Origin of the sequence: Variovorax sp. Root434 (genome assembly GCF_001426595.1) — a bacterium.
Classification (GTDB): domain Bacteria; phylum Pseudomonadota; class Gammaproteobacteria; order Burkholderiales; family Burkholderiaceae_C; genus Variovorax.
In genome coordinates, this window is record NZ_LMEK01000009.1 from 59,063 (window position 1) to 84,470 (window position 25,408).

Annotated in this window: 20 protein-coding genes; 6 read left to right on the forward strand and 14 right to left on the reverse strand. The window is 68.6% G+C overall.

The features are described 5' to 3' along the window. Positions 1 to 110 precede the first annotated feature (110 nt). On the reverse strand, positions 111 to 2,549 hold the full coding sequence (locus tag ASD05_RS09755) for a DNA internalization-related competence protein ComEC/Rec2 (RefSeq protein ID WP_056591030.1): 2,439 nt from the start codon (positions 2,547 to 2,549) through the stop codon (positions 111 to 113). Between the two features lie 141 nt (positions 2,550 to 2,690). Between ASD05_RS09755 and ASD05_RS09760 the strand changes: the two genes are divergently transcribed. From ASD05_RS09760 to ASD05_RS09780, 5 genes are all read left to right on the forward strand, one after another. Then, positions 2,691 to 6,203 carry a DUF2126 domain-containing protein gene (locus ASD05_RS09760; RefSeq protein ID WP_056591032.1) on the forward strand — a complete coding sequence of 1,171 codons (3,513 nt, stop codon included), beginning with the start codon at positions 2,691 to 2,693 and terminating at the stop codon, positions 6,201 to 6,203. A gap of 62 nt (positions 6,204 to 6,265) precedes the next feature. Then, positions 6,266 to 8,989 (forward strand): circularly permuted type 2 ATP-grasp protein, encoded by a 2,724-nt coding sequence (locus ASD05_RS09765; RefSeq protein ID WP_056591034.1) that lies wholly within the window; start codon positions 6,266 to 6,268, stop codon positions 8,987 to 8,989. Between the two features lie 127 nt (positions 8,990 to 9,116). Then, complete coding sequence (locus tag ASD05_RS09770) at positions 9,117 to 9,941, forward strand: basic amino acid ABC transporter substrate-binding protein (protein WP_056591037.1); 825 nt, start codon at positions 9,117 to 9,119, stop codon at positions 9,939 to 9,941. A gap of 25 nt (positions 9,942 to 9,966) precedes the next feature. Next, the gene (locus tag ASD05_RS09775; protein ID WP_056591040.1) at positions 9,967 to 10,938 is read left to right on the forward strand and encodes a transglutaminase family protein; all 972 of its coding nucleotides are present in this window, start codon (positions 9,967 to 9,969) and stop codon (positions 10,936 to 10,938) included. Then, positions 10,935 to 11,393: a RidA family protein gene (locus tag ASD05_RS09780; protein ID WP_056591047.1), complete on the forward strand. Its 459-nt coding sequence runs from the start codon at positions 10,935 to 10,937 to the stop codon at positions 11,391 to 11,393. The genes ASD05_RS09775 and ASD05_RS09780 overlap by 4 nt, the downstream gene beginning before the upstream one ends. A 70-nt stretch (positions 11,394 to 11,463) precedes the next feature. Here ASD05_RS09780 and ASD05_RS09785 read toward each other — a convergent pair whose 3' ends face one another. The 12 genes from ASD05_RS09785 to ASD05_RS09840 form a co-directional block, all read right to left on the reverse strand. Next, positions 11,464 to 12,828 carry an MFS transporter gene (locus tag ASD05_RS09785; RefSeq protein WP_056591142.1) on the reverse strand — a complete coding sequence of 455 codons (1,365 nt, stop codon included), beginning with the start codon at positions 12,826 to 12,828 and terminating at the stop codon, positions 11,464 to 11,466. 16 nt (positions 12,829 to 12,844) lie between these two features. Next, positions 12,845 to 13,504, reverse strand: coding sequence for an aspartate/glutamate racemase family protein (locus tag ASD05_RS09790; RefSeq protein ID WP_056591049.1), 660 nt, complete (start codon positions 13,502 to 13,504; stop codon positions 12,845 to 12,847). A gap of 20 nt (positions 13,505 to 13,524) precedes the next feature. Continuing rightward, positions 13,525 to 14,979, reverse strand: coding sequence for an MFS transporter (locus ASD05_RS09795; RefSeq protein WP_056591055.1), 1,455 nt, complete (start codon positions 14,977 to 14,979; stop codon positions 13,525 to 13,527). Positions 14,980 to 15,220: 241 nt separating this feature from the next. After that, positions 15,221 to 16,063, reverse strand: a complete 843-nt coding sequence (locus ASD05_RS09800; RefSeq protein WP_007838561.1) for a MurR/RpiR family transcriptional regulator — start codon at positions 16,061 to 16,063, stop codon at positions 15,221 to 15,223. Positions 16,064 to 16,109: 46 nt separating this feature from the next. Continuing rightward, complete coding sequence (locus ASD05_RS09805) at positions 16,110 to 17,135, reverse strand: substrate-binding domain-containing protein (protein ID WP_056591058.1); 1,026 nt, start codon at positions 17,133 to 17,135, stop codon at positions 16,110 to 16,112. A 199-nt stretch (positions 17,136 to 17,334) separates the two neighbouring features. Next, entirely contained in the window at positions 17,335 to 18,324 is a 990-nt protein-coding gene (locus ASD05_RS09810) for a 2-hydroxyacid dehydrogenase (RefSeq protein ID WP_056591061.1), read from the reverse strand. Continuing rightward, positions 18,324 to 19,277, reverse strand: a complete 954-nt coding sequence (locus ASD05_RS09815) for a sugar kinase (RefSeq protein ID WP_056591064.1) — start codon at positions 19,275 to 19,277, stop codon at positions 18,324 to 18,326. The genes ASD05_RS09810 and ASD05_RS09815 overlap by 1 nt, the downstream gene beginning before the upstream one ends. A gap of 16 nt (positions 19,278 to 19,293) precedes the next feature. Next, positions 19,294 to 20,037, reverse strand: a complete 744-nt coding sequence (locus ASD05_RS09820) for a sugar phosphate isomerase/epimerase family protein (protein ID WP_056591067.1) — start codon at positions 20,035 to 20,037, stop codon at positions 19,294 to 19,296. Continuing rightward, positions 20,038 to 20,793: an amino acid ABC transporter ATP-binding protein gene (locus ASD05_RS09825; protein WP_056520516.1), complete on the reverse strand. Its 756-nt coding sequence runs from the start codon at positions 20,791 to 20,793 to the stop codon at positions 20,038 to 20,040. A 27-nt stretch (positions 20,794 to 20,820) separates the two neighbouring features. Next, the gene (locus ASD05_RS09830; RefSeq protein WP_056591073.1) at positions 20,821 to 21,618 is read right to left on the reverse strand and encodes a transporter substrate-binding domain-containing protein; all 798 of its coding nucleotides are present in this window, start codon (positions 21,616 to 21,618) and stop codon (positions 20,821 to 20,823) included. A gap of 54 nt (positions 21,619 to 21,672) precedes the next feature. After that, on the reverse strand, positions 21,673 to 22,326 hold the full coding sequence (locus tag ASD05_RS09835) for an amino acid ABC transporter permease (protein WP_056591074.1): 654 nt from the start codon (positions 22,324 to 22,326) through the stop codon (positions 21,673 to 21,675). 24 nt (positions 22,327 to 22,350) lie between these two features. Beyond that, positions 22,351 to 23,022 carry an amino acid ABC transporter permease gene (locus ASD05_RS09840; RefSeq protein WP_056591075.1) on the reverse strand — a complete coding sequence of 224 codons (672 nt, stop codon included), beginning with the start codon at positions 23,020 to 23,022 and terminating at the stop codon, positions 22,351 to 22,353. Between the two features lie 141 nt (positions 23,023 to 23,163). Here ASD05_RS09840 and ASD05_RS09845 point away from each other — a divergent pair, with 141 nt between their 5' ends. Further along, positions 23,164 to 24,873: a hypothetical protein gene (locus tag ASD05_RS09845; RefSeq protein ID WP_082572022.1), complete on the forward strand. Its 1,710-nt coding sequence runs from the start codon at positions 23,164 to 23,166 to the stop codon at positions 24,871 to 24,873. Here ASD05_RS09845 and ASD05_RS09850 read toward each other — a convergent pair whose 3' ends face one another. After that, on the reverse strand, positions 24,874 to 25,404 hold the full coding sequence (locus tag ASD05_RS09850) for a cysteine hydrolase family protein (RefSeq protein WP_056591076.1): 531 nt from the start codon (positions 25,402 to 25,404) through the stop codon (positions 24,874 to 24,876). It abuts the gene before it with no gap. Positions 25,405 to 25,408 lie beyond the last annotated feature (4 nt).

Genomic DNA, 25,408 nt, shown 5'->3' on the forward strand with positions numbered 1-25,408 from the left:
CCCCTTATGTCGGGGCCGCGTACGGGTCGAGCGACTTTTTTTCCGGCCTGATGCAAGCCCCCAGATCATGGCAGGAACAACGGCCTCCCCCCGAAAATCCTGAGCCGGCTTCAGGGCAGGCTGTGCTGCCAATATCGCGCGTTCCGCTCACGCTCGCAGGCCACGTCCCCGGGGCGCACGCTGCTCCAGTGCGCCGCGCCGCACCGGGTGTTCTCGACCAACTGCCCGCCACGCTCCAGGTAGCGCGCCGCCACTTCCTGCGCCGGATGGCCGAAGCGGTTGCGGTACCCCGCCTGGACGATGGCGATGCGCGGCTTCACCGCGTCGAGGAACGCCGGGCTCGACGAGGTCTTGCTGCCATGATGCGGCGCCAGCAGCACGTCGGCGCGCAGCAATTCCGGCGTGCGCGTGACGAGCGCGGTCTCCTGCAGCCGCTCGATGTCGCCGGCCAGCAGCGCCACGGCGCGGCCGCTGTCGATGCGCAGCACGCACGACACCGCATTGGGTTTGGTGAAGCCGCGGTAGTCGGTGTCGAACGGATGCAGCACCTCGAAGCGCACGCCGTCCCAGCTCCAGGCCTGCCCCGCTTCGCAACGCCGCGCCGCACGCATCGCCTGCAGCGGGTGCGTGGCCTCGATGGAACTCAGCAGCGCGGCCTGTGACTGCATCGCGAGCACCGCGGGCGCGCCGCCGGTGTGGTCGAGGTCGCGATGGCTCAGCACCAGCGTGTCGAGGCGCTCGCCGTACGCCCGCAGCAACGGCACGAGCACGCGATGGCCGGCATCGCTTTCCAGGCTGTAGCGCGGGCCGGCGTCGTAGAGCAGGCTGTGCGTCGCGGTGCGCACGAGCACCGCGTTGCCCTGGCCGACGTCGGCAGCGAGCAGTTCGAATTCGCCCGCCGCGGGCCGGGGTGCCTGCCACAGCAGCACCGGCAGCAGCAGTGGAATGCCGAGGGTGCGCAGCGACCAGGGCAGCCGCATGGCCAGCAGCGCGCCACCGGCCACGCCGCAGGCGGCCATCCACCAGGGCGGCGCGGCCACCGAGAGCGTGGCATACGGCAGTCCGGCCAGCCATTGCAGCAGCAGCGCCAGCACCTGCACGGCGCGGGCCGCCAGGTCCCACAGCGGCGCCACGGCCACGCCGAGCATCGCCAGCGGCGTGATCACCAGCGTGACCCAGGGGATCGCCACCGCATTGGCCAGCAGGCCGATCAGCGAAACCTGCTGGAACAGCAGCAGGCTGAGCGGCGTGATCGCGAGCGTGATGACCCACTGCTCGCGCAGGAACTGGAGCAGCCGGAAAGACGCGCCGGCCTTCCGCTCTCCGGGCACCCCGGCGTCGGTGGCGAACAGCACGCCCACCGCCACGAAGCTGAGCCAGAAACCCGCCTGCATCAAGGCCCAGGGATCGAGAGCGACCACCACGGCCGCCGTCAACAGCCACACATGCGGCCAGGGCCAGCGCCGGCCCGTGAGGCGCAGCAGCGCGGCCGCCGCCAGCATCCAGACCGTGCGCTGCGAAGGCACGCCCCAGCCGCTGAACAGCGCATAGAGCGTGGCGAGCAGCACGCCGCCCACCAGCGCGGCCTGCTGCGCGGGCACGCGCAGCATCAGCCGCGCGCTGCGCCGCCAGAGCAGGCCGACGACGTGCGCGGCCAGCCAGGCGAACATGGTGACGTGCAGGCCGGAGATCGACATCAGGTGCGCCACGCCCGTGGCGCGGAAGACGTCCCAGCCCGAGCGGTCGATGGCGCTCTGGTCGCCGGTGACCAGGGCCGCGATCACGCCTGCCTGGGCGCGGTCGGGCACGCGTTCGAAGACGGCGTCGCGCACGGCTTCGCGTGCGCGCTCGATGGGATGCCGCCGCGTAGGCGCAACGAGCGCGGGCGCCGCATCGCGCGCGCCGGTTCGCACATGGCCGCCGGCGCGCAGGCCCTGCTCCCACATCCAGAGTTCGCTGTCGAAGCCGTGGGGGTTGCGGTTGCCGTGCGGCGCCTTCAGGCGCACCGTCAGGCGCCATCGCTCGCCGGCGTGGAGGGAGCCAACGGTGCTGGCCGACGGCGTCCGGCCTTCGGACGCCCGATCCCACAGGCCTGAGCCTTCCGAATACCAGCCGAGGGCAATGCGATCAGGCACGGTGGGCCGCCCCTCCTCCCCGGGGTCGGCCCAGCCCGCAGACTCGACATCCAGACGGAACCGCGTCCCGCCCTCGCTGCGCTGGGGCATCTCCGACACGACACCGGTGACCTGCAGGTCGCGCCCTTCGAGCGCCGGGTCCAGCGCACCGCTCGCGTAGACGGCGGCGCGCCATCCCGCAAGCCCCGCACCCGCCATTGCGCCGCACACGAGCGAGGCCATCAACAGCCCCCGGCCCGACAGGCGCCGCCACCACAGGCCGGCCCCGGCCACGAGCAGCAAACCCGCATACACCCATGCCCGCCAAAGCCCCGCCTGCTGCAACTGCAGGACCGCACCGAGCAGCGAACCACACAGCGCCGCGAACACCCACGATCTGCCCGCGGCGGCGCCGGACGCGCGAAACGGCGTCAACGAGAAACTCCCGAACCCATGATGCAAACCCTCCCCAAAGTCACGCTCAGTGGCGCGTTAATTGCTTTGCAACTGGGCTAGTATGCGTCTCACAAGAGACATCTTTTCGATGCAATCTCGCAGCACTGCACATAAAAACGCATGTCCATTCACGCCGCTCTCCACCACGTCACCCACTACAAATACGACCGCCCGGTGCAGCTGGGCCCACAGGTCGTGCGCTTGCGGCCCGCGCCGCATTGCCGCAGCAACGTGATCTCGTACTCGCTTCGGGTCGAGCCGGCCGAGCACTTCGTCAACTGGATGCAGGACCCGTTCGCCAACTACCAGGCGCGGCTGGTGTTTCCCGAGAAGACGCGCGAATTCAAGGTCACGGTCGACCTCGTGGTCGAGATGGCGGTTTACAACCCCTTCGACTTCTTCCTCGAGCCGCAGGCCGAGAACTTCCCCTTCAAGTACACGGCCTCGCAGGCCGAAGAGCTCGCGCCCTATCTCGTGGCCGACCCGGTCACTCCGCTGCTGGAGGCCTACCTCGACAAGGTCGACCGCAAGGAGCAGCGCACCATCGACTTCCTGGTCGGCATCAACCAGCAGGTGCAGCAGGACGTCAACTACCTGATCCGCATGGAGCCCGGCGTGCAGACGCCGGAAGAAACGCTCGCCAGCGGCAGCGGCTCCTGCCGCGACTCGGGCTGGCTGCTGGTGCAACTGCTGCGCCACATGGGCCTGGCCGCACGCTTCGTCTCGGGCTACCTGATCCAGCTCACGCCCGACGTGAAGGCGCTCGACGGCCCGAGCGGCACCACGGTCGACTTCACCGACCTGCACGCCTGGTGCGAGGTGTTCCTGCCGGGCGCAGGCTGGATCGGCCTCGACGCCACCTCGGGCCTGCTGGCCGGCGAAGGCCACATTCCGCTGGCCTGCACGCCCACGCCGTCGAGCGCCGCGCCCATCGAGGGCGGCGTGGATGAGTCGGAGGTCGAGTTCGGCCATGAAATGAAGGTCACGCGCATCTACGAATCGCCGCGCGTCACCAAGCCCTACACCGAAGAGCAATGGTCCGAAGTGCTGGCCCTGGGTGACGCCGTCGATGCGCGCCTGAAGGCCGGCGACGTGCGCCTCACCATGGGCGGCGAGCCCACCTACGTGGCCACCAGCGACCGCGACGCGCCCGAATGGAACACCGACGCGCTCGGCCCCACCAAGCGCGGCTACGCCACCGAACTCGTGCACAAGCTGCGCGCCGAGTACGGCAAGGGCGGCTTCCTGCATTTCGGCCAAGGCAAGTGGTACCCGGGCGAGCAGCTGCCGCGCTGGGCGCTGTCGATCTTCTGGCGCGCCGACGGCCAGACGCTGTGGCACGACCCCGAGCTCTTCGCCGACGAGCGCTTTCCCACGCAGTACACGAGCGAGGACGCGCGCCGCTTCACCACCGTGCTGGCGCACAAGCTCGGCCTGACCGAGCGCTACATCCAGCCCGGCTACGAAGACATTTACTACTACCTCTGGCGCGAACGCCGCCTGCCGGTGAACGTCGACCCCTTCGAGTCGAAGCTCGACGACGAACTCGAACGCGTGCGCCTGCGCCGCGTGTTCACGCAGAAGCTCGACGCGGTGATCGGCTACATGCTGCCCATCGAGCCCGGCAACGCAAACAGCGATGCACCCGCGCTCGCCGGCCCCGGCTGGAAGACCGGGCCCTGGTTCTTGCGCGACGACCGGCTCTACCTGATCCCGGGCGACTCGCCCATGGGCTACCGCCTGCCGCTCGACTCGCAGCCGTGGGCGAGCAAAGGCGACTATCCCTACTTGATCGAGCGCGACCCGACCGCGCCGCGCGGCGCACTGCCGAGCGCGGCCGACTACAGTGCGCGCTATGCCGTGGCGGCAGGCGGTGCGGAGGGTGACCGCGGCGCCGTTCCCTATGCCTTCGGCACGCCGCCCGTCGTGCCGGCCTCGCTGCGCATGCAGGCGCCGGGCAGTGCAGGCGAAGGCGACGCAGCCACGGCCGCCGACGATGCTGCCGACAAGTCGTCCACCACCACGCGCCAGCCACTGCGCGGCGAATCGGCCCACTGGGTCACGCGCACCGCGCTGTGCGTCGAGGTACGCGACCCGCGTCGCGCCAACGGCCCCGCGGCCGAGAAGAAGGGCAATGCCTCGGGCGTGCTCTACGTCTTCATGCCGCCGCTCGCGCGCCTGGAGGACTACCTCGACCTCGTCGCGGCCGTCGAAGCCACCGCGCGCGAACTCGGCATGCGCATCGTGATGGAAGGCTATCCGCCGCCGCGCGATCCGCGTCTGAAGATGCTGGCCGTCACGCCCGACCCGGGCGTGATCGAGGTCAACATCCACCCGGCGCACAACTGGAAGGAACTGGTCGATCACACCGAGTTCCTCTACAACGCCGCGTTCGAAACCCGCCTGTCGGCCGAGAAGTTCATGACCGACGGCCGCCACACCGGCACCGGCGGCGGCAACCACTTCGTGATGGGCGGCGCCACGCCGGCCGACAGCCCCTTCCTGCGCCGGCCCGAGCTGCTGGCCAGCCTGCTGCTGTACTGGCACAACCACCCGTCGCTGAGCTATTTGTTCTCGGGCATGTTCATCGGCCCGACCAGCCAGGCGCCGCGCGTGGACGAGGCGCGCAACGACCAGGTCTACGAACTGGAAATCGCGCTGAAGGAGATCGCGAAGAACCGCGAGATCTACGGCGCCAACATGCCCGCATGGCTGGTCGACCGCACGCTGCGCAACATCCTGATCGACGTGTCGGGCAACACGCACCGCAGCGAGTTCTGCATCGACAAGCTCTACTCGCCCGACTCGAGCACCGGCCGCCTCGGCCTGCTGGAGCTGCGCGCCTTCGAGATGCCGCCGCATGCGCGCATGAGCATCGCGCAGCAACTGCTGATCCGCGCGCTGGTGGCCCGCTTCTGGGACGAACCCTACAAGGCCCCCGTCACCCGCTGGGGCACCGAGCTGCACGACCGCTTCCTGCTGCCGACCTTCGTGAAGATGGACTTCGACGACGTCATCAGCGAGATGCGCCAGGCCGGCTACGCCTTCGACGCCGACTGGTTCGCGCCGCATTTCGAGTTCCGCTTCCCGCTCGTGGGCCAGATGCAGGCGATGGGCGTGGAGCTGTCGCTGCGCAACGCGCTCGAGCCCTGGCACGTGATGGGCGAGGAAGGCTCGGCCGGCGGCACGGTGCGCTATGTCGATTCGTCGCTCGAGCGCATCGAGGTGCGCGTGACCGGCCTGAACGAAAGCCGCCACGTCGTCACCGTCAACGGCAAGGTGCTGCCGCTGCAGCCCACTGGCGTTACCGGCGAATTCGTCGCGGGCGTGCGCTACAAGGCCTGGAACCCGCCCTCGGCGCTGCACCCGAGCATCAAGGCCCATGCGCCGCTGACCTTCGACCTGGTCGACACCTGGATGAAGCGCTCGCTGGGTGGCTGCCAGTACTTCGTCGCCCACCCGGGCGGGCGCAACTACGACACCTTCCCGGTCAACGCCTACGAGGCCGAAAGCCGCCGCCATTCGCGCTTCACCCGCACCGGACACACGCCCGGGCTCATGCGCACGCCCCCGGCGACCATCGAGCTGCCGGGCAGCCGCGAATTCCCGTTCACGCTGGACCTGCGGCGGTAGGGGGTCATCCGGCACACTGCCCAAACGGACACCCCGTGACGGCAGTGTGACAATCCACCCCTGTGGAACCTTTGAACGAATCCCTGTTCGACGCCGAGGCGCTGGAGTTTCCAGCGGCCCTGGCGTCGGCGCTCGCCCCTCCGGCCCTGCCCGGTCATTTCGATGAACTGCGCGGAGCGGCCACGGCGGCTGCGCCCGTGCGGCCGGCGGCGGGAGCCGTGCCTGCCGCCGCTGCGCCGCTCTATGACACCGCCGGGGAACGGCCGGTGGCGCCCGGCCAGTCTCAATCGCAGTCCCAGACGCAGACACAGGCCCCGCCCGGCGAACAACCGCCGCTCACGCCCGCCTGGAACGCCTTCTTCGACCAGCTCGGCCCCGACGGCTTCAGCGACCTGCCCCGCCGTGCAGCCAGCCTCGAGCGCCAGATCCGCGACAACGGCGTCACCTACAACGTGTACGCCGACGCCAACGGCCCGCAGCGGCCTTGGTCGCTCGACCTGTTCCCGCTGATCGTCTCGCCCGAGAGCTGGAGCCAGATCGAGGCCGGCGTGCTGCAGCGCGTGCGCGTGCTCGACCGCGTGATGGCCGACGTCTACGGTCCGCAGCAGCTGCTGGCCGAAGGGCTCATTCCGCCGGCCCTGGTGCGCGGCCACCCCGGCTACCTGCGCGCGCTGCACGGCGTGAAGCCGCCGGGCGACACCTGGCTGCACATCGCGGCCTTCGACCTCGCGCGCGGCCCCGACGGCAACTGGTGGGTGGTGTCGCAGCGCACCCAGGCGCCTTCGGGCCTGGGCTACCTGCTCGAGAACCGTTTGGCCATCACGCGGCAGTTTCCGCAGGCCTTCGAGGCGCTGCACGTGCAGCGCCTGGCCGCCACCTACAGCGCCATGATGGAAGGCCTGCAGCGCATGTGCCCGGCCGGCGTGCCGCCGCACATCGCGCTGCTCACGCCCGGCCCGTACAACGAAACCTATTTCGAGCACGCCTACCTCGCGCGCTACCTGGGCCTCACGCTGGTCGAGGGCAGCGACCTCACGGTGCGCGACCAGCGGCTGTACCTCAAGACGCTGCAGGGCCTGCGCCCGGTGCACGGCCTCATCAAGCGGCTCGACGACCAGTTCCTCGACCCGCTGGAGCTGCGCCCCGATTCCACGCTCGGCGTGCCCGGCCTGCTGCAGGCCATTCGCGCCGGCAATGTGCTGGTGGCCAACATGCCGGGCTCGGCGTTCCTCGAATCGCCCGCGCTGCTCGGCTTTTTGCCGGGGCTGGCGCGCCGCCTGATCGGCGAGAAGCTCAAGCTGCCCGCGCTGCCCACCTGGTGGTGCGGCGAGCGCGCGGCGCTCGAATCGGTGCTGCCGCAACTGGCCGACTGCGCCATCAAGCCCACCTACCCCGGTTTCGACGGCCACGCCAGCTTCGACGCCGTGCTCGGCAGCCAGCTCGGGCGGCGCGAGCTCGACGAATGGGCCGGCCGCATCGTGCGCGAAGGCGACGGCCACACCGTGCAGGGCTATCTGCCGCTGTCGCAGATGCCCACCTGGGCCAACGACATGGGCCCGGGCCACATCGCGCCGCGCGCAGTGCTGCTGCGCGTGTTCGCGGTGAGCGACGGCGCGCAGTCGTGGCGCGTGCTGCCCGGCGGCCTGGCCCGGCTCGCGGGCCCCGACGCGCAGATCGCTTCGATGCAGCGCGGCGGCAGCAGCGCCGACGTGTGGGTGCAGACCCATGGCGAGGTCGACCGCACCACGCTGCTGCAGCCGCACGCCACGCCGGCTTCGCTCGCGCGGCACCGCGCGCCCGTCACCAGCCGCGCCGCGGAGAACATGTTCTGGCTCGGGCGCTACACCGAGCGCGCCGAGAACGCCGTGCGCCTCGCGCGCCTCACGCTCAACCTGCTGGGCAGCGAAGACCAGTCGTCGCGCCCGCTGCTCGAATGGCTGCACCGCATGGCACTGCGCAATGCGCTGGTGCCCGCCGAGGCGCCCAGCGCGCCGAAGTCGCGCCGGGTGTTCGAACGCGCACTGATCGCCGAACTCGGCGACGTGGAGCGCGGCGGCAGCGTGGGCTTCAGCCTGAGGTGCATCCGGCAGGCCGCGGCCGCCGTGCGCGAACGCCTGTCGCAGGACAACTGGAACCAGATCGTGCGCGCCGAGACCGACTTCCTGCGCCGCGCGGCCGAGCAGGCCGGCGAAGGCAACTTTGCCACCGGCGCCGCGCTGCGCGCCCTCGAATCCGCCAGCACCGCGCTGGCCGCCATGACCGGCGCGCAAACCGACCGCATGACGCGCGACGATGCCTGGCGCCTGCTGTCCATCGGCCGCCATATCGAACGCCTGGGCTTCCTGTCGAACGCCCTGGAGGCCGGCTTCGAGAACGGCGCCGTGCACGAGGTCAGCGGCTTCGAGGCGATGGTGGCGCTGTTCGACAGCACCATCACCTTCCATGCCCGCTACCAGCAGCGCCGCGACGTCGCCACCATGGTCGACCTGCTGGTGCTCGACGCCGAGAACCCGCGCTCGCTCGCATGGGTCACGCAGACGCTGCGCGGACGCATCGCGCGGCTGGCCGGCAGTGCGCCCGGCAAGCTGACGGCGCTGTCGTACGAGTTGTCCGACCCGGCCAGCTGGACGCTCGAACACCTCTGCGCCACGGGGCCTCACGGCAACTATCCGGCCCTCGCCGAACTGCTCGCCAACTGCGAGACAGCGGCCTACCATGTGTCGGACGCCATCGGCACACGCTACTTCACGCTGACCTCCGAATCGCTGCGCTCCGTCGGGGCGTGAACAGGCACTCCCCCATGCTTCGCGCACTTCGTGTCGCTGCGCACACCCCCTCGCTGGGGGCAACGCCTGCGGCCCGGCAAAGCCGGTTCCGCGGCGTTCCACAATAAGTTCAAGGAGTAGCACCGCCATGCCCCACCGCGTCACCATCAACCGCCGCTTCGCACTCACCACCGCCGGCCTGTGCGTGGCCCTTGCCATCGCCGCCTGCAGCAAGCAGGAACCCGCCACGCCAACCGCCGCAAGCGCCCCGCCAGCACCGGCCGCCGCGCGCGTGCTCGTGGTCGGCACCGACGCCGCCTACACGCCCTTCGAATCGCAGAACGACAAGGGCGAGATCGTGGGCTTCGACATCGACGTGGTGAAGGCGGTCGCGCAGAAGGCGGGCTTCGAGGTGAAGTTCGTCAACACGCCGTGGGAAGGCATCTTCAATGCGCTCGACCAGGGCGACCGCGACCTGCTGGTGTCGGCCATCACCATCACCGACGAGCGCCGCCAGACCATGGACTTCTCGCAGCCCTACTTCGACGCCAGGCAGCTGATCGCCGTGAAGAGCGACTCGCCCGTCGCGAAATTCGAGGACATCAAGGACATGAAGGTCGGCGTGCAGAACGGCACCACCGGCGACGAGGTCGTGGGCAAGCTGCTGGGCAAGTCGAGCACCGCCATCAAGCGCTTCGAATCGACGCCGCTCGCGCTCAAGGAACTCGAGGCCGGCGGCGTGCAGGCCGTGGTGGCAGACAACGGCGTGGTGGTGCACTACATCGCGAACAACACCGCGGGCGGTTTCAAGACCGTGAGCGACGCAGGCTTTCCGGTCGAGAAGTACGGCATTGCCGTGAAGAAGGGCAACGCCGAACTGCTGGCCAGGATCAACCAGGGCCTCGAAGGCATCCGGGCCGACGGCACCTACGCGAAGATCTACGCTTCGCACTTCGGCGCCGAGGCCAAGTAGATCCACGCAACGGGCACTGTCGATCATGCTGCTTCACGTCACCCACGAAACGCGCTACGAGTACTCGCCGCCGGTCGAGACCGCGCAGCACCTCGCCCACCTCAAGCCGCTGGCCACCGATTCGCAGCGGCTCGTGAGCCACCGGCTTGCCATCGAGCCGGCGCCTGCGCAGCGCAACGAGCTGGCCGACCTGTACGGCAACACGCGCGCCTTCTTCGCACTCGAAGCCACGCACGACCGGCTCGTCGTCACGGCCGAGAGCGTGGTCGAAACCTCGGAGCCCGTGCTGTCGCCCGCCGTGGCGCGCGAGCTGCCGTGGGAGGCCGTGCGCGAGCGCTTCCGCTTCCGCAAGGACGCCACCTTCGATGCGGCTTCGGAGTTCGTCTTTCCCTCGCCCTACGTGCCGCGCCACGGCGACTTCGCGGCCTATGCGCGCGCCAGCTTCGTGCCCGGCCGCCCCACCTTCGACGTGGCGATGGACCTCACCGAGCGCATGTACGAAGACTTCGCGTACGACGCCGACAGCACCGAGATCAACACCCCCGCTGTCGAGGCGCTCGCGCAGCGCAAGGGTGTGTGCCAGGACTTCGCCCACATCATGATCGCGTGCTTCCGCACCATGGGCCTGCCCGCGCGCTATGTCAGCGGCTATCTGCTGACGCAGCCGCCGCCCGGCCAGCCCCGGCTGGTGGGCGCCGATGCGTCGCACGCCTGGGTGTCGGTGTACTTGCCCGGAAAGGGCGAGGACGACGGTCCCGAGAGCGCGGGCGGCTGGGCCGATTTCGATCCCACCAACGGCCGCCAGCCGGGCGAGGACTACGTCACGCTCGCCATTGGCCGCGACTATTCCGACGTGTCGCCGATGCGCGGCGTACTCCATGGCGGCGCCAGGCACACGCTGCGGGTCGGCGTGACCGTGCAGCCCGTGGGGGAAGTGGTCGAGGGCCTGCCGCAAACACAGACACAATCGCCTTCCCAAGACAAGGAGTCTCCATGAGCGTTTACGACAAACTTTCCAGCCTCGGCATCACCCTGCCCCCGGTCGCCGCCCCGGCGGCCGCCTACGTGCCCTTCGTGCAGACCGGCAACCTCGTGTTCCTCTCGGGCCACATTGCGAAGAAGGACGGCAAGGTCTGGGCCGGCCAGCTCGGCGCCAACATCAGCACCGAGGAAGGCAAGCAAGCCGCACGCGCCATCGCCATCGACCTGCTCGGCACGCTGCACGCGGCCGTGGGCGACCTGAACAAGGTCAAGCGCATCGTCAAGGTGATGAGCCTCGTGAACTCGGTCGGCACCTTCACCGAGCAGCACCTCGTGACCAACGGCGCGAGCGAATTCTTCGCCGAAGTCTTCGGCCCCGAAAAGGGCGCGCATGCACGCAGCGCCTTCGGCGTGGCGCAGGTGCCGATGGGAGCCTGCGTGGAGATCGAGCTGATCGCCGAAGTCGGCTGATCCCGTCAGTCTCTTTCAGTTGACGCCCGGCTCGGGCGAGCCGCCGCCGTAGCGGGCAGCGCTCGTCCAGTCACGCCCCCGGCGCGGGGCTGCGCGCCTTCTCGCGCGAGACGAACAGCACGATCAGCACCGTCGCCATGCATTCGACCGCCGCGATGATCGTCAGGCCCTGCGCATATTGCCCCGTGCTGCTCTTCAGGTAGCCCAGCAGCTGCGGCGAGAAATACCCCGCGAGGTTGGCCACCGAATTGATGAACGCCAGGCCCACCACCAGCGCCGTGGCCGACAGGTAGCGGCTCGGTATCTGCCAATAGATCGGGATCGAGCCCATCGTGCCGGCCGATGACAGCGCCAGCGACACGATCACGCCGGCCATGTTCTTCTGGCCCAGGAAGTAGGCCGTGAGCAGCAGGCCCAGCGCTCCCAGCCCGGCCGCGATGGCCGTGTGCCATTTCACCTCCTTGCGCCGGTCCGAGAGGTAGCCGTTGCCGATCATCCCGATCCAGCCGCAGGCGTAGATGCCCGCCATGACCCAGCCCAGCGTCTTGATGTCGTTCACGCCGACCTCCCGCACGATGCTCGGCCCGTAGTACACCAGCGTGGCATTGCCCGCCACGATGCAGAAGAAGATCAGCGTGAGCACCCAGAGCTGCGGGTTGCGCATCGATGCCAGGAAGCTGTGCTCGCGGTGGCCCAGGCTCCTGGCTTCGAGCGCCAGTTCGCTATCGACATGCGCCTTCTGCCGCGCGCTCAGCCAGCGTGCCTTGGCGGGCGGATCGCTGAGGACGAAGTACGCCACGGCCCCCGCCACGATCGATGGAATGCCCTCGATCACGAACAGCCACTGCCAGCCGCGAAAGCCACCCACGCCGCCGAGCGCTTCCATCAGGTAGGCGGCGATCGGGCTGCCGAACATCAGCGACAGCGCCGAAGCCGAGACGAAGAACGCGAGCGCCTTGCCGCGCCGGTGCGCGGGCAGCCAGTAGGTCAGGTACAGGATCACGCCGGGCTGCAGGCCCGCTTCGAACGCCCCCATCAGGAAGCGCAGCGCATAGAACTGCAGCGGTGTCTTCACCCAGGCCATGAGCACGCACACCACGCCCCAGCCGATGGTGATGCGCATGATGGTCTTCTTGGCACCGAACTTCTGCAGCAGCATGTTGCTGGGCACTTCGAAGAAGAAGTAGCCGATGAAGAACACGCCCGCACCCGCGCCGTAGATGGCGTCGGACCACTGCAGGTCGCTCATCATCGTAAGCTTCGCGAAGCCGACGTTGACGCGGTCGATCCACGCCAGGAACCACACCAGCGTGAGGAAGGGAATCAGGCGCCAGACGATGCGCCTGAAGGTCAGGTCGCGTTCCGCGAGCGAGTCCACGCCCGTGCCGGACGCCGCTGCAGATGCGCCCGGATTTGCCGCCGTGCTCGTGCTCATGTCTTGCTCCTCGTGTTCAGGACGCGACTTCGAGTCGCGCACACAGCTGCCGCATCGCGGCGGAAATCGGTGCGATCACCGGCACGCCGAAGCGCGGTGCCAGCGCCAGCGCGGCCTGGCCCAGCGGGCCGCCGCCGATGATCACGGCCTGCGCGCCGTCTTCGTCTATGCAGCGCTGCACGGCCCGTGCCAGCGCGTCCTCCAGCGCTTGCGGCTCGGCCGCCAGTTCGCGCGGGTCGCCCTGTGTCAGGCGGGTGCCGGCGTACAGCCCGAGCAACCCGAGCGCACGAGCGCGCCGCTCGATGGGTGCCACCAGCTCGGGCGTCACCGTGGCGATGCCGAAGCGCCGATACCCATCGCTCGCCTCGCGCATCGACGCCTCCGCGATGCCGACCACCGGCACCCTCGCGTTCGCTCGCACGAGGTCGATGCCCGGGTCGCCGAAGGCGCTGACGATCACACCGTCCCAGCGCGCAGCGCCAGCCTCGCGCCACACCTTCAGCACCTCGGCGGCGGCGGCCTCGAGCTCCTGCTCGTTGACGATCATCGAGGGCCCGCCCGTGGCGGTGCGGCCGGTCACGCGGCAGCCCGCAGGGGCCTCGCCGTTGGCGATCTTCGCCATCATCTCCGTGGTGGCGCTCGACGAGTTGGGGTTGATGAGCAGGATGTCCGTCATGCAAGAGGCTTTCTGGAAGTTCAACCCGGCTGCGCGATCTTGGCGGCCGGGGTGGCGTCGGTGGCCCGGCCTTCACCGGGCAGGGGCAGTGCGTCGGGCGACTGGCCGTAGGTTTCCGGCACGCTCTGCACGCTGATCACGAAGACCGCGTACATGCCGGCCGCCAGCCCGAACACGCCGACGAGGCCGAAGGCATCGAACAGGCGCCCGGCGACGAGCGGCATCAACGCGCCCGCCGCGGTGCCCGTGGCCAGGATGAAGGCAGTGCCGAAGGCCCGCACGCGCGTCGGGTAGAGCTCGGGCGCGAAGATCCAGATGGTCGTGTTCAGCAGCAGCACGAAGAACTGGAACACCGCGCCCGCAACGAGGATCACGGCGATGCTCTTGGCCACGAAGCCGATCGTCAGGGCCGCCAGGCAGGCGCACACGGCGCCGGCCGTCAGCACGCGCTTGCGCGGAAAGTGAAAACCCAGCAGCGACGCCGCAATGGCGCCGAGCAGGCTGCCGCCCTGCATCACCATCGTGAACACCAGGCTCTTCGACATGCTGTAGCCCAGCGTGACGAGGATGGTCGGCATCAGCGTAAGCACCGAGATCTGCGCGCCGTAGGTCATCCAGATCGTGATGCACAGTGGGATGGTGCGCCGCGCCAGCGCACCGCGGAAGATCTCGGTGACGCGCACCTTGACCTTCGCGGGCTGCGCGTCCGCGCCGTCCTCGTTGATGTACTTCTGCTGCGGTACCTTCTTCGCCGAGAGCCGGCCCGACGCCAGCCGCGACAGCACCGCGTTCGTCTCCTTCACGCGGCCCTGCGAGAGCAGGAAGCGCGGCGTTTCCGGAATGTAGCGGCGATAGAACGCGCCGAGCAGCGCCGGCACCATGAGGCACGCAAAGAGCCAGCGCCACGCGTTGTCGCCCGGGAACATCCAGAACACCAGCAGGCCGAAGCCCGGCGCGAGGAAGTTGCCGAGGCCGCCCGCCCCCACGTTCACCAGCCCCACAGCCGTGCCGCGGAATCTGGTCGAGCAGAACTCTGCCAGCATGGTCACCGCAATGGCAATCTCGCCGCCGAGTCCGAAGCCGACGATGGCGCGCCCGAGCGCCATCACCGTGAAGTTCGGCGCCGTCGCGCAGACGCCCGCGCCGAGCGTGAACAGCAGCAGATCGAGCGACAGCATCACGCGGCGTCCGTAGCGGTCGGCAATGAAGCCCGAAACGATCCGCCCGATCGCCGCACAGGTGAAGGTGACGGTGTTCAGCAGGCCGATGTCCGATGCGCTCAGGCCCCACTGCTGGCGCAGCATGGGCCCCACGATGCCGACGGCGTTCTGCTCGAAGCTGTCGAACAGGCAACCGATCAGGATCAGAAAGATGATCGTGTGATGCGAGCGCGTGACACCGATCTTGTCGAGCGCGCGGTCGAGCTCGGCAACCCGGGGCGAGTCAGGCCCGGAGGAAAGTGCAGGTCCAGCCATTGGAAACCCCTTGAGAAAGGAAGAAGTACTTGCTCGGTGCTGTCCGGAATCGCCTTTCGCATGCTATCGGCGACCTCGTTGCAATGACATATCGATTTCACCTATATATGTTTCGTGAAATCAAAATTTCAGTCACAGGCAAGCATGAGCAAGCGCCATGCCCGAACTTTCGGAGACGTACAGGGGAAATTTCAGGCCGGGCGCACTGTGAACGTGCGGGTGCGCACCGTTGGCGTGCGGCTCAGAGCTCGCCGTTTTCCTCGTGGCCGAGCTCGATGGCTGCCAGCCGCTTGCGGCCGGCGGAGCCGGAAGCCTCGATCACCATGGTGGCGAGCAGATCGCACACGCCCATCACCGCGGTGTGGTTGTCCAGCAGCCCGGGGCCGCGGCAATCGCACTGCAGTGACCAGGTGGCACCGGCAAAGTCCGGCGACGCCCGGTCGCTGATGTAGACGATGCGCGCGCCGATGCGGCTCGCGGCCTCCAGCAGGGTGTCCATCTGCCGCGTCTGCCGGCGCGTGCCGAAGACGATCACGCAGTCGCGCGTGCCCAGCCCGGCCAGGTGCTCGGCCAGCGTTTCTCCAGGCCCCGGAATGGCGGTGACGCGCGGGACCACCTGGATGATCTGCCAGCGCAGGTACTGCGCGAAGGCATGGCTGCTGCGGCTGCCGAAGATCAGCACCTGGTTCGCGCCGATGATCGCCTTGACGATCTCTGCCATCTGCCGGTCGTCGAGCCGATCGAAGGTGCTGGCCAGGTTGGCCTGCGACTGCTGGAAATGCGTGGCCACCAGGTGGCCGCGCTTGGAGGCCTCGGTGGCGTTCTGGAACAGCGGCGAGCCGGTCTGCTTTTCCTCACGGACCTGCCGCCGGGCCTCCTCGTAGTTCTCGTACCCGATGCGGCGGATGAAGCGGCTTACCGTCGAGGGCGACACGCCCGCAAGCTCCGCCAGTTCGTTGCCGGCATAGCTCGCCAGCTCGCCCGGGAACTCCAGCACGAAGTCGGCAAGCTGGCGCTCCGTCGCGGACAGCTGGTCGAGCTGGCTGCGAACGCGGCGAACGAAGGAGTCTGCGGAAGGTGACATGGCGGTCTGGGCACGCGATGATGCCAGCTTCGACTGTTCGCGGATGCTAGAGCGCCCGCGACGAGCCCCGCACCACCAGCTCCCCAGGCAGCAGCAACTGGCGCGGCGCCGCATCCAGTCCCCGCAGCCGCTCGATCAGGCAGCTTGCGGCGGTGCGGCCGATGGCGTCGGTGGGCTGGGCCACGGTGCTCAGGCCGGGGCCGATGAGCGAGGCCCATTCCGGATCGTCGAAGCCGACAAAGCCCAGGTCGGTGCCGAACTGCCAGCCCAGCCGCGCCATCGCCTGCGCAATGCGCAGCGTGACCACCGCATTGCCCGCGACCACGGCCGCGCGTCGGCCGCGTTTGGCGCGCTGGCGCAAGGCGCGCAGAGCCTCGTCGAGCGCATCGCTCTCGCCCTCCACCGATTCGAACACCTCGCCCGCCACGCGTGGCTCATGCGCGGCCACGCAGGCGCCGAACGCTGCCGTGCGTTCGCGCCGCGAGCTCACGTCCTTCTGCGGCTCCGTGACATAGAGCAGATCGCGGTAGCCGCCTTCGACCAGGTGGCCGCAGGTGGCCGTCATCGCGGCAGGGTTGTCGAGCGAGACGAAGTCCGTGTGCATGCCCGCATGGCGGCGATCGACCAGCACCGCCGGCTTGCCGTGCAGCGTGACCGCATCGACCACGTTGCTGCCTCGACCGAGCGTGTTGAGGATGAAGCCGTCGACCTGGTAGCCCGCCAGCGCATCGATGGCTTCGCGCTCGCGTTCGCTCTCGTTGCCGAGGTTGAACAGCATCACGAGATAGCCGGCGTCCTGGCAGGCCTTCTCGGCGCCGCGCAGCACCGCGACGGAATACGGGTTGGTGATGTCGGCCACGATCAGGCCGATGAGGCGCGAACGGCCATGGCTCAGGGCCTGCGCCATCGGGCTCGGCGAATAGGCCAGCGCGGCGATGGCGACTTCGACGCGCGCGGCGATGTCGGGGCTCAGCAGGCGCTCGCGATGATTGAGGAAGCGCGAGACGGTGGCCTTGGAGACGCCGGCCGCCGCGGCGACATCGGCGATGGTGGCACGGCCGGTCGGCTTCATGGTCTTGCCCCTTCCCCCTCTGGGGCTGAAGGCCGCGGCTCCAGTTCCGCCTGCGCGGAACTGGACGGCCTGAAGAGCGGCAGCCTCTGGCTGCCTGCACCGAGGTTGGGATGGGGGCAGGCAGAGTGCCCGCTGGATGCGCCGCTTGCCCCCACCCCTGCCCTCCCCCAGAGGGGGAGGGAGTAAAGCCCGGCTGAGCTCATGCGGCCGCCGTGTCGTACGGCGCCGTCGGCCTCTCCCCGGCCAGCACCTGCAGCAGATTGGTCGTCGCCAGCTCCGCCATCGCGTGCCGGGTCTCGTGCGTGGCCGAGCCGATGTGCGGCAGCGGCGTCACGCGCGGATGCGTGCGCAGCGGCGACTCGGCCGGCAGCGGCTCCTTCGCGAACACGTCGAGGCCGGCGGCGCGCAGCGTGCCGTGATCGAGGGCGTGCAGCAGCGCGTCTTCGTTCACGGTGGCGCCTCGGCCGCCGTTGATGAAGGACGCACCGGGCTTCATGCGCGCGAAGAAGGCCGCGTCGATCATGCCGCGCGTCGTGTCGGTCAGCGGCAGCATCGCGAGCACGATGTCGGCGCGCGCGAGCAGATCGTCGAGCGGCGTGTGCGTGGCACGGCCCTGCAGTTCGGGTGCCTGCGCAGCCAGGTCGACCGCGCGGCGCGAGTGGTACAGCACCGGCATGCCGAAACCCAGGGCGGCGCGCCTTGCCACGGCCTGCCCGATACGGCCGAAGCCCAGGATGCCCAGCGTCTTGCCATGCACGTCGGTGCCGAAGAGCTCTTCGCCGATGTTCCTGGTCCAGCGGCCTTCGCGCACGAGGTTCGAGAGTTCGACCACGCGGCGCTGCGTGGCCATGAGGATCGCGAACACTGTGTCGGCCACCGTCTCGGTCAGCACGTCGGGCGTGTGGCACAGCACGATGCCGCGCTTGTGCAGTTCGGCCAGCGGGTAGTTGTCGACACCGACCGACACGCTCGAAATGACTTGCAGCTGCGGCGCCGCATCGAGCAGCGCGGCATCGACCGTATGGCTCGATCCGATCAACCCGTGCGCGGTGCGCAGTGCGGCGGCGAATGCCTCGGGCTCCTTGCGCGGATCGGCTTCGGTGACGTGGTGCGCGGCCTGCAGGCGCGCCAGCTGGTCTTCAGGCAGCGGCCGGAAGACGAGGATGTTTTTCTTCTGGGTCATGGTCATCAGAGCCCCGCTTCTTCGAGTTGCGCCCGCGTCGGCAGGCCTTCGGTATCGCCCAGCACCTGAACGGCGCGCGCGCCGATCCACGCGCCGCGGCGCACGGCATCGGGCACGCTGCGGCCCTCGAGCAGCGCGCTCACCACGCCGGCCGCGAAGCCGTCGCCCGCGCCCACGGTGTCGATCACTTCCTTCACCGGGAAGCCGTCGACACGGCCGGTGCCGGCCACGTCGCTGTCGTAGTAGGCGCCCTCGGCGCCGAGCTTGACGACCACCAGCTTCGCGCCGCGTTCGCGATAGAACTTTGCAACATCCTCGGGCTTGTCGTGGCCCGTGAGCAGCAGGCCCTCTTCGATGCCGGGCAGCACCCAGTCTGCGCGCGAGGCGAGTTCGTTGACCCAGTGGCGCATGGTCTCGGTGGACGACCACAGCGTCGGGCGCAGGTTGGTGTCGAAGGAGATGGTGCGGCCCGCGGCGCGCATCACGTCCATGGTCTTCAGCGCGGCCTGCAGGCTGGTGTCTGAGATGGCGGCGAACACGCCGGTGGCGTGCAAATGGCGCGCCGAGCGCAGCCAGGCCTCGTCGACATCGGCCGGGCCCATCTGGCTCGCGGCCGAGCCCTTGCGGTGGTATTCGATCGGCGGGTCGCTGCCGTCGGTGACGCGGCCCTTGAACTGGAAGCCGGTGCGCTGCGTCGCATCGGTGATCACGTGCGAGCAGTCGATGCCTTCGGCGCGCATCGCGGCCAGCAACGCGCGGCCCATCGAGTCGGTGCCGAGCCGGCTGGCCCAGCCAACCTTGAGGCCGAGGCGCGAGAGGCCGATGGCCACGTTGGTCTCGGCGCCGGCGGTGCGCTTGTGGAACGACTGGGCGTCTTCCAGCGGACCGGGCCGGTCGGCCACGAGCAGCAGCATGGCTTCGCCGAACAGGGCGACGTCGAAGGCGGTTGGTTCTGTCATGTGTGTATCTCTCGATCTACGCGCGCGCGGCGCGGATGAAATCGATCTGCGCGCGGGTAACGGCCAGCAGGTCGTCGCCTGCAAGAGGGTATTCGATGGCGTGGGGCACGTCAGCCGGCAATGCACGCAGCACCGCGCGCCACGGCGCGGCCGAATCGCCCAGCGGCACCGCCACCCACTTGTGCGGCAGGCGCTGCACGCCCTTGCAATGCACGTAGCGCACGCGGTGGCCCAGCGCCTGCGCCGCCTGCAGCGGGCATTCACCGAGCCAGTGCCAGTTGCCCATGTCGAAGGTCATGCCGAGCGACACGCCGGCGCGGTCGGCCACCTCGAAGAAAGTCTGCAACGCGGGCAGCGTGCCGGCGCGCGCGGTCTGGTCGTTCTCGATGAGCAGTTCGACGCGGGTTTCGGCCAGCTCCACCTTCAGGCCCCAGAGCGAGCCGTGCGACGAGGCCTGGAAGTCGCCGATGGACATCTTGAGCCGCTTGGCACCTATGCGCATGGCCGCGGCGATGCCGCGCTTGAGCGCGGCGCTGTCGAGCCAGCCGCCCTGGGCCCACAGGCCCTCGGGGCTGGAGTACACGGAAGCGAGGCCGCTCAGCGCGGGCAGTTCGGCCTCGGCGTCGCGCAGCATCTCGCCGCGCACTTCCACCGAATCGGCGCCAGCCGCCAACGCCAGCTGCGAGCACCAGAGCTGGCCATGCCGCCCCACCTCGGCCGCACCGAAGGACGACAGAGAAATCAGAACGGAAAAGGACATTCAGTGCGCTTGGTGGGAGCTGAGGATCTGGCCGAGGAACTGGCGCGTGCGCTCGTCCTTGGGGTTGCCGAAGAACTCCTCCGGCGGCGCCTGCTCGACGATCTTGCCTTCGGCCATGAAGATCACGCGATCGGCCACGCTGCGGGCAAAACCCATTTCGTGCGTCACGCAGAGCATGGTCATGCCGTCCTCGGCGAGGCCGATCATGGTGTCGAGCACTTCCTTGACCATCTCGGGGTCGAGCGCGGAAGTGGGCTCGTCGAACAGCATGATCTTGGGCGCCATGCACAGCGCGCGGGCAATGGCCACGCGCTGCTGCTGGCCGCCGGAGAGCTGACTCGGATACTTGCCGGCCTGCTCGGGAATGCGTACGCGCGTGAGGTACTTCATGGCCACCTCTTCCGCCTGCGCCTTCGTCATGCCGCGCGAGCGCATCGGCGCCAGCGTGCAGTTCTCCAGGATGGTGAGGTGCGGGAACAGGTTGAACTGCTGGAACACCATGCCGACTTCGGCGCGCACGGCATCCACGTTCTTGCCGCCGGCCGTAAGGTCGATGCCGTCGACCACGATGCGGCCCTTCTGCACCGTCTCCAGCCGGTTGATACAGCGGATGAGCGTGGACTTGCCCGAGCCAGAGGGCCCGCAGATCACGATGCGCTCGCCCTGGCGCACCGACAGGTCGATGCCGGTCAACACCTGGAATTCACCGTACCACTTGTTGACCGCTTCCATGCGGATGATCGATTCCGTCGTCATGCCAGGATTCCCTTCAAGCGCTTTCGCTTATTGCATCTTCGGCAGGTCAGCCTGCAGCCACTTTTGATAGAGCTTGTTCAGCTCGCCGTTCGCGGTGTTCTTCTGCACGAAGTCGTTCACGGCCTTGTGCAGCTCCTCCTGGCCCGGACGCATTGCGATGCCCATCGACTGCTGCACCAGCGTGAACTTGTTTTCGTAGGTTCCGGCAGGCACGCGCTTGGCGATCTGCGCCGCCACGGTCACCGAGCAGCCGATGGCATCGACCTGGCCCGAGATCAGCGCCTGCATGGCCGAGGCGTCGTCGTCGAAGCGGCGGATTTCGGTGCCTTCGGGCGCGGCCTTGGTCACGGCCACGTCCTGCGTCGAAGCGCGGGCCACGCCCACGCGCACGCCCTTCAGGTCGCCTGCCGCCTTGATGGGGGCCTTGGTCGCGCCGTACAGCACGATGGTCGCGGCCGCGTAGGGCTGCGAGAACTGCACCTGCTTGGCACGCTCGGGCGTGATGGCCAGCGAGGCGACCAGCAGGTCGACCTTGTTGGTCAGCAGGAACGGGATGCGGTTGGGGCCCGTGACCGGCACGATGTTGGCCTTGACGCCCCAGTCCTTCGCAAGCAGCTTGGCCACGTCGGCGTCGTAGCCGTCGGGCTGGTTCTTCGCGTCGGTGGTGCCGTAGGGCGGGAAGTCGACCAGCATGCCGATGGTGATCTCGCCCTTCTTCTTGATGTCGGCCACGCTCTGCGCAGAGGCGAAAGACGTGAACACGGTGAGGGCGGCGCCGAGGCCCAGCGCGGCGAGCGCGGCACGGCGGGTGGTGGTACGGGTCATGGGTGTGTCTCCTGAATAAGAAAGGAAGCGACGAGAAAGAGAAAACGGAAAGGGTCAGCGGGCAAGCGCCCGGGCGCGGCGGCGCTCCATGCGCGCGGCCAGCAGCGACAGCGGCCAGCAGATCGCGAAGTAGATGGCCGCCACCACCGAGAACACGATGAGCGGCTGGAAGGTGGCGTTGTTGACGATCTGCCCGGCGCGCGTGACCTCGACAAAACCGATGATGGCCGCGAGCGACGTCCCCTTGATGATCTGCACCACGTAGCCCACCGTGGGCGCCAGCGCGATCTTGAAGGCCTGCGGCAGCACCACGTCGCGCATGCGGGACGTGTACTTGAGGCTCAGCGCCTCGGCGGCTTCCCACTGGCCGCGCGGAATGGCTTCGATGCAGCCGCGCCAGATCTCGCCGAGGAAAGCAGCGCTGTTCAGGATGAGCGCGACACCGGCAGCCACCCACGGATTGATGTCCAGCCCCAGCACCGGTGCGCCGAAGAACACCAGGAACAGTTGCAGCAGCAGCGGCGTGCCCTGGAAGATCTGGATGAAAGTGGTCGACACGCCGCGCGCCCACGTCGACTGCGACGTGCGCATCAACGCGACGATGAGCCCCAGGATCGCGCCGCCCACGAAGGCGATGGCCGACAGCGCAAGCGTCCACTTGGCCGCTTCGAGGATGAAAAGGAATTCGGGAAAGCCGAAGGTGCGCATGGTGTTGTCTCCGTCCGTCGTTTCTTACCGGCGGTCCGGATAGTTGAGCGTGCGCCTGTAGATCAGCTTGAACATCGTCGAGAAGGCCAGCGCCAGCGCGAGGTAGATCGCAGCCACGACGATGTAGATCTCGAAGCTGCGGAAGGTCTGCGACTGCAGGTTGGCGGCCACCGAGGTCAGGTCGTCGGCCGAGATGACCGACACCACCGCCGAGCTCAGCATCAGCAGGATGAACTGGCTAGTGAGCGCCGGGTAGATGGCCTTCAGCGCGGGCTTGATGATGACGAAGCGGAAGATTTCCCAGGGCTTGAGGTTGAGCGCCCTGCCCGCCTCGATCTGCCCCTTGGGGATCGACTCGATGCCCGCGCGGATGATCTCGGTCGCATACGCACCGAGGTTCACCACCATGGCCACCAGTGCGGCCGTCTGCGGCGACCAGCGCAGCCCGATGGCCGGCAGCGCGAAGAAGAAAAAGAACAGCTGCACGAGGAACGGCGTGTTGCGGATCACCTCGATATAGGCATTCACGATGAAGCGCAGCCAGCCCGGCCCGGAGGTCTTGCCCCAGGCGCAGAAGACGGCGACCACGAGGCCGAGCACCGTGGCCACGAGCGAGAGCTGGACCGTGATCCACGTGCCTTTGAGCAACAACGGCCAGGCGGCGAAGACGGCGTCGAATTGAAACTGGTAGTTCATGGAGGGCGAACCCGGAAGGTGCGCGCGTGGCGCGTGCATGCCTCGAAAGCAATGCTTGCAGCTTATCTGAAACCGGTTTCACGATTGCCTAGGGATTCCCCTAGGTGGTCGTTTTGTCTCGCCTTCTGCCTACACTGAGCCATGCTGAACCCACCCGCGGCCACCATGCCCACAGAGGCAACTGCGCTCTCCCCAGGCGCCCCCACCGTGCAGCACTTCCGCCAGGCCCTGCTCTGGCCCTTGCGGCTGATGCCTGCGCCGGACGCCGGGCACGCGCACCACCACGCGCCCTGGCATGTGCTGCGCGAGATGGGCGATGCCTCGCCATGGCGCGAAGAGGTCGACGAATACACCGGCGACAGCAGCCGCTTTCACGAGCGGCACTACAACGAGTTCGTGAGCTTCCTGCCGTACGTGCAGCGCTTTCTCTATGGCGAGGGCCGCTCGCGAAACGGCAGCAGCGGCGGCCCGGCCTCCGGCAACGACGGCGATTCGCCGATGCGCGTCTTCCGCCGCCACGACATCGCATCGGTGCGCGTGGTGGCCCGCGCGGGCGACGCACCCGTCACGCTCGACGTGGTGCATTGCGACCTCTACTTCTTCTTCGACATCGACGTGGTCATGGTGAACCTCGAGGTCGGGGCCGACCACCTGAGCCTCGCGCAGGCGCAGGACGTTCTCTACCGCTTCGGCCGCGCCTACCCTTCCGGCTGGGAGCCCGATGGTTCGGCGCTGCATTGCATGGCCAGCGTCGAATGGCTGGGCGCCGACGGCCGCGTCCTCGCAAGCTCCGACGCGCAGCAGCGCGAGAGCTTCCTCTCGCACGTGGCGCAGCACCGCGCGCCGCGCATCTCTTCGCACTGGGCCTACCTGATGCAGCCGCTGGTGAGCGACCATTCGGAAGACCCCGGCGTGCTGCGCTACCGGCAGATCGAGTACTACCGCATGCCGGTCATGGCCTACCTCTCTCTGGACGATCCGCGCCGCCTCACACGCGACGACTTCGTGCGGCTCGCGCTGGTAACGGGTGCCGGCACCACCGACGCGCACCTGCCCTACGCCGACCACCACCTCGCCGACTTCGAACACAAGTACTGCTACGACCGCTTCTGGGTCAACGCCGGCGCGGCGCCCAACACGCGCTACCTGTGCAACGGCCACGCCCTCATCGTGGTGGGCGATACGCACTCCGAGTTCTTCTGCTGCCGCGACCGCGGCGTGCTCGCGCAGTTCAGGCACCAGCACTTCCTGCTGTTCCTCATCGCGCATTTCCAGAAGGCCTCGCTGCTGATGTTCTCCGACCAGCTGGTGGAGGCGCTCAAGCGGCTCGACATCCGCAGCACGCCGAGCGTGAAGCAGTTCAAGCGCGCGATCCGAGCGAGCTTCGAGCGCTTCCTGCGCTTCACGCACCGCTACTGGTTCCACGAGATCTCGGAACAGGCGCAGGTGCGCGCGCTGTCGCACATGTGCGCCACGCACCTCGGGCTCGACCCGCTCTACGACGAGGTCAAGGCACGGATCGCCGACATGAACACGTATCTCGACGCCGACAGCCTGCGCCGGCAGGCCAGCACCGTGGTGCGCCTCACGGTGGTCACGCTGTTCGGCCTGATCGGCACCATCACCACCGGCTTCCTCGGCATGAACCTGCTGGCCGAGGCCGACGCGCCGCTGTGGCGCAAGGCGCTGTGGTTCGGCGTGGTGTTCGTCCTTACGACCTGGCTCACCATCTACACGATGGTGAAGTCGCAGCGGCTGTCGGATTTCATCGACGCGCTGTCGAACGACAAGCTGGGCTTCAAGGGGAAGATGGCCGCGCTGGCGCGGGTGTGGCGGCCGGGGGCCGACTGATCAGAACGCGATGTCGGCGCTGGCCACCGCGCGAATCGGCACCCCGAAGCTCGTGATGTCCGACAGCGTGGCGTTGTGGTGCGCACGGATCTGCGCGCCCGTGGCATGCGGCTTGTCGTGCGAGGTGTGCGCGTCGGCCGCGAGCACCACGTGGTAGCCCAGCGCGGCGGCGCGACGCACGGTGGTGTCGACGCAGAACTCCGACGAATACCCGCAGATCACCACGCGCTTCATGCCATGCTCCGACAGCCAGGCTTCGAGTGGCGTGCGCAGGAAGGAGTCGGGCGTGGTCTTGCGGATGCGGACATCGCGCGAATCGGTGTTCAGCGCGCCGGCGAGCTGCCAGCGCTCGGAATCGAATTCCAGGTCGACCGCGTTTTCGTGCTGGATGAAGGCCACGGGCACACCGGCTGCACGGGCACGTTCGGTGAGCGCGTTGATGCGCTGCATCACTTGCCCGGCTTCATAGGGGCGCGGCGGATCGTCGCAAAGGCCACGTTGGACATCGATGACGAGGACGGCAGTGTTCATGCGC